General features: G+C 73.8%; 7 protein-coding genes and 1 pseudogene. 5 read left to right on the forward strand and 3 right to left on the reverse strand.

Features of this window, described 5'->3' with window-relative positions; genetic code table 11:
* The 4 genes from QL983_RS10060 to QL983_RS10075 all read left to right on the forward strand — a co-directional run.
* Positions 1-1,190: PucR family transcriptional regulator (locus tag QL983_RS10060; protein WP_290152806.1), on the forward strand; the 1,190-nt coding region annotated here is incomplete at its 5' end.
* A gap of 99 nt (positions 1,191-1,289) precedes the next feature.
* Positions 1,290-1,634 carry a hypothetical protein gene (locus tag QL983_RS10065; protein ID WP_122054745.1) on the forward strand — a complete coding sequence of 115 codons (345 nt, stop codon included), beginning with the start codon at positions 1,290-1,292 and terminating at the stop codon, positions 1,632-1,634.
* Between the two features lie 267 nt (positions 1,635-1,901).
* The gene (locus QL983_RS10070) at positions 1,902-3,017 is read left to right on the forward strand and encodes a type I restriction endonuclease (protein WP_036314529.1); all 1,116 of its coding nucleotides are present in this window, start codon (positions 1,902-1,904) and stop codon (positions 3,015-3,017) included.
* A 135-nt stretch (positions 3,018-3,152) separates the two neighbouring features.
* Positions 3,153-3,365: a hypothetical protein gene (locus QL983_RS10075; protein WP_010079881.1), complete on the forward strand. Its 213-nt coding sequence runs from the start codon at positions 3,153-3,155 to the stop codon at positions 3,363-3,365.
* A gap of 35 nt (positions 3,366-3,400) precedes the next feature.
* Here QL983_RS10075 and QL983_RS10080 read toward each other — a convergent pair whose 3' ends face one another.
* Positions 3,401-3,946, reverse strand: coding sequence for a GNAT family N-acetyltransferase (locus QL983_RS10080; protein WP_020624710.1), 546 nt, complete (start codon positions 3,944-3,946; stop codon positions 3,401-3,403).
* Between the two features lie 72 nt (positions 3,947-4,018).
* Here QL983_RS10080 and QL983_RS10085 point away from each other — a divergent pair, with 72 nt between their 5' ends.
* Positions 4,019-4,528: a GNAT family N-acetyltransferase gene (locus tag QL983_RS10085; protein WP_044659331.1), complete on the forward strand. Its 510-nt coding sequence runs from the start codon at positions 4,019-4,021 to the stop codon at positions 4,526-4,528.
* On the opposite strand, the gene QL983_RS10090 is transcribed toward QL983_RS10085, so the two are convergent.
* Positions 4,518-5,207, reverse strand: a complete 690-nt coding sequence (locus QL983_RS10090; RefSeq protein ID WP_170720974.1) for a M23 family metallopeptidase — start codon at positions 5,205-5,207, stop codon at positions 4,518-4,520. The genes QL983_RS10085 and QL983_RS10090 overlap by 11 nt on opposite strands.
* A 12-nt stretch (positions 5,208-5,219) precedes the next feature.
* Positions 5,220-5,763: pseudogene (locus QL983_RS10095) on the reverse strand (NAD(P)/FAD-dependent oxidoreductase); the annotation flags it as partial.

A 5,763-nucleotide genomic window follows, 5' to 3' on the forward strand; every position in this document is an offset into this window, starting at 1 on the left:
GGCAGTCCCTCCCCGACGACCTCGCGGAGCGCCTGGCCCCGGCGATCCCCGGGATCATGGAGCGCATCATCGAGACGGTCCCGGACCAGATCCCCGCCTACGCGGCGGCGCGCGACGGCCACTACGGCAAGAACCTCACCGCCGGCGTGACCACCGCCCTCGAGCAGCTGATGAGCCTGCCCGGCACCACCCGCCCGGCCCTGAACAGCGAGTCCCGCGTCCTCATGGCCCGCCTGGGGGCCGGCGAGTTCCGCGAGGGGCGCTCCATGGACGCCCTGCTCGGCGCGTACCGCACCTCCGCGCGGATCGTGTTCCGCGAGCTCTCCGCCGAGTGCGCGCGCCTGGGCCTGGAGATGTCCGTGGTGATCGAGCTGGGCGAGTCCATCTGGGCGTACATCGACGAGCTCTCCTCCGTCAGCGCCCAGGCGTACGCGGAGGCGCAGTCCGCCCAGGCGGGCGTGCTCGAGCTGCACCGCGCCGCCCTCGCCACCGCCCTGGTCCGGGGCGGGACCGAGGAGAAGGAGGTGCAACGGCTGGCCGCGCTCGCGGACTGGCGGCTGCCGCGCCGGCTGGCGGTGGTGGTGCTGCCCGCGGACGCCGGCGTCGCCGTCCGGGAGAGGCTGGGCCGGGCCGGGCTCGTGGTGGAGCGGGACTCGGAGGTGGTCGCCGTGATCGACGCGACGCCCTCCCAGGGCCGCCGCGAGCGCATGCTGCGCCTGCTGGCGGGGACGGCCGCCGTCGTCGGGCCGGCCGTGGACTGGCCGCTCGTGCCCCACTCCTACCGGGTGGCCCGCACGCTGGCCGTCCAGGAGGCGGCGGGCCGGACGGCGGAGCCCGCGCAGGGGGAGGACGACGACGGCGCCCCGTCCCCGATCCTCGCCGCGGACCACCTGGCGCGCGTGGTGCTGGGGGCCGAGCCGCGCGTCGTGACGCAGCTGGCCGAACGCGTGCTGGCGCCCCTGGACGAGGTGAGCGAGGCGAAGCGGGCGGTGCTGGAGGAGACCCTGCTCGCCTGGCTCACGCACTGGGGCCAGCGGGCGCCGATCGCCGCGGAGCTCGGCGTGCACCCCCAGACCGTGGGGTACCGGGTGGGCCGGCTGCGCGAGCTGTTCGGGGAGGCCCTCGAGGACCCCGACGCGCGGTTCGACCTGGAGATCGTGCTGCGGGCGCGGCGGGACGGGGTCGGGTGAGCGGGGCGGCAGGGGGTGCCGTCTGACGGGGGCCTTCACTAGCGTGGGTGGACCACGCATCCCGACGAGGGACCCCGACGAGAGAAGAGGGACAGTGCCATGACGAACGCCCCGAACCGCGACGAGCTCCCCCTGCCGGACTACGACCACATCCCCAACGGCACGCTGCCGACCCGGATCACCGGCCTCGACGAGTCGCAGGTGGAGCAGCTGCTCGCCTACGAGCGCGCCCACGGCGACCGCCTGCCCGTGGTGCAGGTCCTCGAGACGCCGCTCGAGGCGCTGCGCTCCGGCGCCCAGCCCTCCGGCGATCAGGTGCCGGACACCCCGGAGGTCGGCGGCTCCCGCACCGGCTCGCCCGTGACCCCGGAGACGAGCGGCCCGCCCGTGGAGCCCCTGAGCCGCGGCATCCCGGCCGACCCGCAGCACCCCGGCAACCGCTGAGCCGGCCGGGCGTCGCCTGACAGGGCGGCCCCCCGCGGAACGCGGCCACGACGCCCCGTCTCCTTCCTGTGAGAGGCGACGCGTCGTGGCCGCCTCGCGTTCCGGGCGATCCCGCGGTCCGGCCACGGAGCGCCTGCGAGGGTCCCCGTAGCGTGTTTGTGAGCTGGGTTATATTTCGACACAGCTGCGGCGGGCCTTCGGGCGCTGACGTGCGAGGCTGCCGGATTCCCGGCTGTCCGGCTCCTACTCACGGATGGGTGAAACGGCATGACTGAATTCGAGGACAAGCTTGCGCAAGTGGCTCGGCGAGCCCGCGACTACGCAAGCTCCCTGGACACGGAAGAGGCGACGAAGAACGCGCTCGTCATGCCATTCATCTCGCAGGTGTTGGGCTACGACGTGTTCGATCCCCAGGAGGTCGTCCCGGAGTTCGTCGCAGATCTGGGCCTGAAGAAGGGGGAGAAGATCGACTACGCCATCATGCGGGAGGGGAAGGTCAACATCCTCGTGGAGGCCAAGAAGGTCGGCTCGGAGCTGTCCCTGGCGCACGCGAGCCAGCTGGTGCGCTACTTCCACACCAGTGAAGCGCGGATCGGCGTGCTCACCAACGGGCGGGTGTGGAACTTCTACACGGACCTCGACAAGGCCAACATCCTCGACGAGCGTCCGTTCCTCGTCCTCGATCTTCTGGACATCGACCCGGTCACCGTGCCGAAGCTCGAGCAGCTGGCGAAGGGATCCTTCGATCTCGACTCGGTCATCGCCGCAGCCGAGGAGCTGAAGTACGTATCGGCCATCAAGCGCGAGATTTCTGCCGAGATGGCTGCGCCGAGCGATGAGTTGGTGAAGGTCCTCGCCAAGCGCGTGTACTCCGGGTACATGAACGCCAAGGCGGTGGAGACCTTCACCCGGCTCACCGAGGAGGCTGCGCGCCAGTACATCAACGATCGCGTCAACGCGCGGCTGAAGACTGCCCTGGGCGACCAGGTCGCTCCGGTACTGGCGGCTCCCGCTGAGCCCGTGGCCACCGGCGATCAGACGGTCCTGTCCGACGAGGAGAACGGTCAGGAGGGCCAGCTCAAGCCGGGCGTGGTGACGACCGAAGAGGAGATCGAGGGTTTCCGCATCATCAAGGCGATTCTCGCCGGAATCGTGCCGATGAACCGCGTCTACATGCGCGACGCAGCCTCGTACTGCAGCGTCATCCTGGACGACAACAATCGGAAGCCGATCGCGCGCCTTCACTTCGACGGGAAGGTGAAATATCTGGTGCTGTTCGATGCGGACAAGAACAGGACGCGGGCCGACCTCGAGAACTTGGAGGACATCTACGAATCCGCCGAGGCACTGCGGAGCGTCGTCAGCTCCTACGTCGGGGCCTGAGCGGACTCTGACCCGCCTACTGACCGGATCCGGCCCGCGGGCGGGCAGGACTGTGCCCCGCCGCCGTCGATGCGCCACCCTGGTGCGCACGCCCCGGTGGGACAGACCCGCCGGGCGCCGACCCGAGAGGACGTCATGACCCATCACGAGCGCGACGACCGCCAGGCCCTGGCCGCCGGCGAGACCTACCTGATCCACGTGCTGGAGACCTCCGACCCGCCCGGCAACCCGGACCACTACCGGATCACGGACGCGGTCGAGGCCCACCACGCGTCCACCGGCTCCTACGACGTCGAGGCCGGCGGCCTGGACGCCGCCCGCGAGCTGCTCGCCCGCCACGCCAAGTGAGCGACCGGGGCTGAGACGTCCGGCCGGGCCGCGCCTCACGCGCCCGGCCGGAGCCTCATCCCCAGCACGGTGCGCGCCTCGAGCCCCAGAGCCGCGCGGGCCTCGGGCGCGCCGGTGCGGTCCTCGCCCACCACGGTCATCCCGATCCGCTCGGCCACCCGGCGCGAGGCCGTGTTCTCCGGGTGGATGATCGCCACGAGCTCGTGGTGCCCCAGCACGTCCCGGGCGTGGTCCCGGCAGGCGGCGGCCGCTTCGGTGGCGTAGCCGCGCCCCCACAGGTCGGCCCGCACGTGGTAGCCGACCTCCAGGCGAGGCTCCCCGTTGACCTCCTGCCACGTCAGGCCGCAGTCGCCCACGAAGCCGGGCCCGCCGTCGTCGTGGGTCTCGATGATCCACAGCCCGTGCCCGTCCTGCGCGTACCGGCGCCGGTTGCCCGCGATCCACGCCGCCGCCTCCGCGCGCGTGCGCGGGGCGGGGTAGAAGCGCATCACCACGGGATCGGCGAGGAGGCCGGCCAGGTGGTCGAGGTCGGCGTCGGCCATCTCGCGGAAGCGCAGACGGGCGGTGGGGGCGGGCGGCATGCGCCCAGGCTAGCGGCGGGCGGATGCGCCCCGCCTCTTGTCTGCGCGGGGCCGGGCTGGTCGACTGTGCCCATGCCGCATTCCCTCTCCCTGCGCCCGTTGCGGGTGGATGACGCCGAGGCCATGGCCGCGGTCCTCGCCGACCCGGACCTGTACACGTACACCGGCGGGACGCCGCCGGGCGAGGAGGAGCTGCGGCAGCGGTACGCGATCCTCGCGCGCGGTCGCTCCGAGGACGGCGCGGAGGACTGGGCCAACTGGATCGTGGTGCTGGAGCCGGAGGGCCGGCCGGTCGGCTACGTCCAGGCCACCATCCCCGTGGACGGGGGACCCACGCAGATCGCCTGGCTGATCGGCACGCCGTGGCAGGGCCGCGGGCTGGCGAAGGAGGCCGCCGGCCTCCTCAAGGGCGAGCTGCGGGACCGGGGGGTGCGGCGCCTCGTGGCGGATGTCCACCCCGAGCACACGGCCTCCCAGCGGGTCGCCCAGGCGATCGGCCTGGCGCCGACGGACGAGGTCGTGGACGGGGAGGTCCGCTGGGCCGGGTCCGTGGACGACGGCGGCGGCCCGGTCACCGGCTGAGGCCGCGGCGCCGCTCCGGGTAGGAGCCGCCGAGCTCCACGCCCCGCTCGGCCAGGTAGGCCTCCGGGTCCACCGGCTCGCCGTCCACGCGCAGCTCCAGGTGCAGGTGCACGCCGGTGGCGGCGCCGGTCTGCCCGACGCCGGCCAGGTGGTCCCCGGCGGAGACGCGCTGGCCCGCGTCCACCACGGTGGAGTCCGGGGCGGCGTGCAGGTAGCGCCACACGTGGCCGTCCCCGGCGTCCACGGCGAGTAGGTTGCCGCCCGCGTCCCCGCCGGCCTCCACGAATAGGACTCGGCCGTCGGACACCGAGTGGAAGGGCGTGCCCTCCGGCACCCCGCCGAGGTCCACGCCGTCGTGGCGGGTCAGGGCCTCCTCGGACACCCCCGAGGGCACCACGCCCTCGCCGAACGGGTTGGGGCGGGGCCCGAAGCGGGAGGTCACGCGGCCCTGCACGGGCTCGGCGTACCCCTGCGTGTTCACCGTGGGCGGGGCGGGGGTGAAGCCGCCGTTCCAGCGCCGCCGCTCGGCGCCCGCGCCGGCGTCGTCCCGGCCGGCCGGACCGAACGCGAGGACCAGCGCCAGGACGGTCGCGATCAGGGCCAGCGTCCCCACTGCGGCCAGCACGCCCCCGGCCACACCGCTGCCCGGGGAGCCGGCGCCGGGGGTCGGGGTGGTCATCCCCTCAGTCTGTCATGCAGGGTCGGGACGGCCCCGGCCTTCGCCCACGGCATCCCGGCCCGCCACCAGCTCCCGCCCGCGCTCGTAGTCCTCGTCCGCGTTGTAGGTCAGCACGCCCACCACGCGGTCCTGCGCGTCCGTGTACCAGAGAGTGAACCCGCCGGTGCGCTCCACCATGCGGGCCTGCTCGTGGCCGTCGCCCCACGCGGCGTGCTTGAGCGTGTGCTCGCCGATGGTGCTCCAGAACCCGGGCACGGCCTCCCACCGCCGCAGGGACTCCGGGTCCGCCGTCGCCGCGTGGGCCAGCACGGAGGCCTGGCCGGCGCCGCCCGGCACGCCGACCTCGGTGCGGGCCGCGTTGTGCCCGGCGACCTCGCCCATGCCGAGGGCGTCGCCCCAGTGCTCCACGGGGATCGGCCGGCCGGCCACGGCGTGGTGGGCGCGGGCCACGTCCCCGGCCACCCACACGCCCGGCGCCGCCGCCAGGTGCTCGTCCGCCACGATCCGCCCCTCGTGCATGGTCAGCTCGGAGTCCTCGAGCCGGGGGGCGGGTGGC

The organism is Micrococcus sp. APC 4021 (assembly GCF_030407635.1).
In the GTDB taxonomy this organism is placed as follows: domain Bacteria; phylum Actinomycetota; class Actinomycetes; order Actinomycetales; family Micrococcaceae; genus Micrococcus; species Micrococcus luteus.

What these genes read in the sequence shown, in the direction of transcription:
- QL983_RS10070 (WP_036314529.1), top strand. Translation starts at nt 1,902, where the DNA reads ATGACTGAATTCGAGGACAAGCTTGCGCAAGTGGCTCGGCGAGCCCGC.
- QL983_RS10075 (WP_010079881.1), top strand. Translation starts at nt 3,153, where the DNA reads ATGACCCATCACGAGCGCGACGACCGCCAGGCCCTGGCCGCCGGCGAG.
- QL983_RS10065 (WP_122054745.1), top strand. Translation starts at nt 1,290, where the DNA reads ATGACGAACGCCCCGAACCGCGACGAGCTCCCCCTGCCGGACTACGAC.
- QL983_RS10085 (WP_044659331.1), top strand. Translation starts at nt 4,019, where the DNA reads ATGCCGCATTCCCTCTCCCTGCGCCCGTTGCGGGTGGATGACGCCGAG.
- QL983_RS10080 (WP_020624710.1), bottom strand. Translation starts at nt 3,946, where the DNA reads ATGCCGCCCGCCCCCACCGCCCGTCTGCGCTTCCGCGAGATGGCCGAC.
- QL983_RS10090 (WP_170720974.1), bottom strand. Translation starts at nt 5,207, where the DNA reads ATGACCACCCCGACCCCCGGCGCCGGCTCCCCGGGCAGCGGTGTGGCC.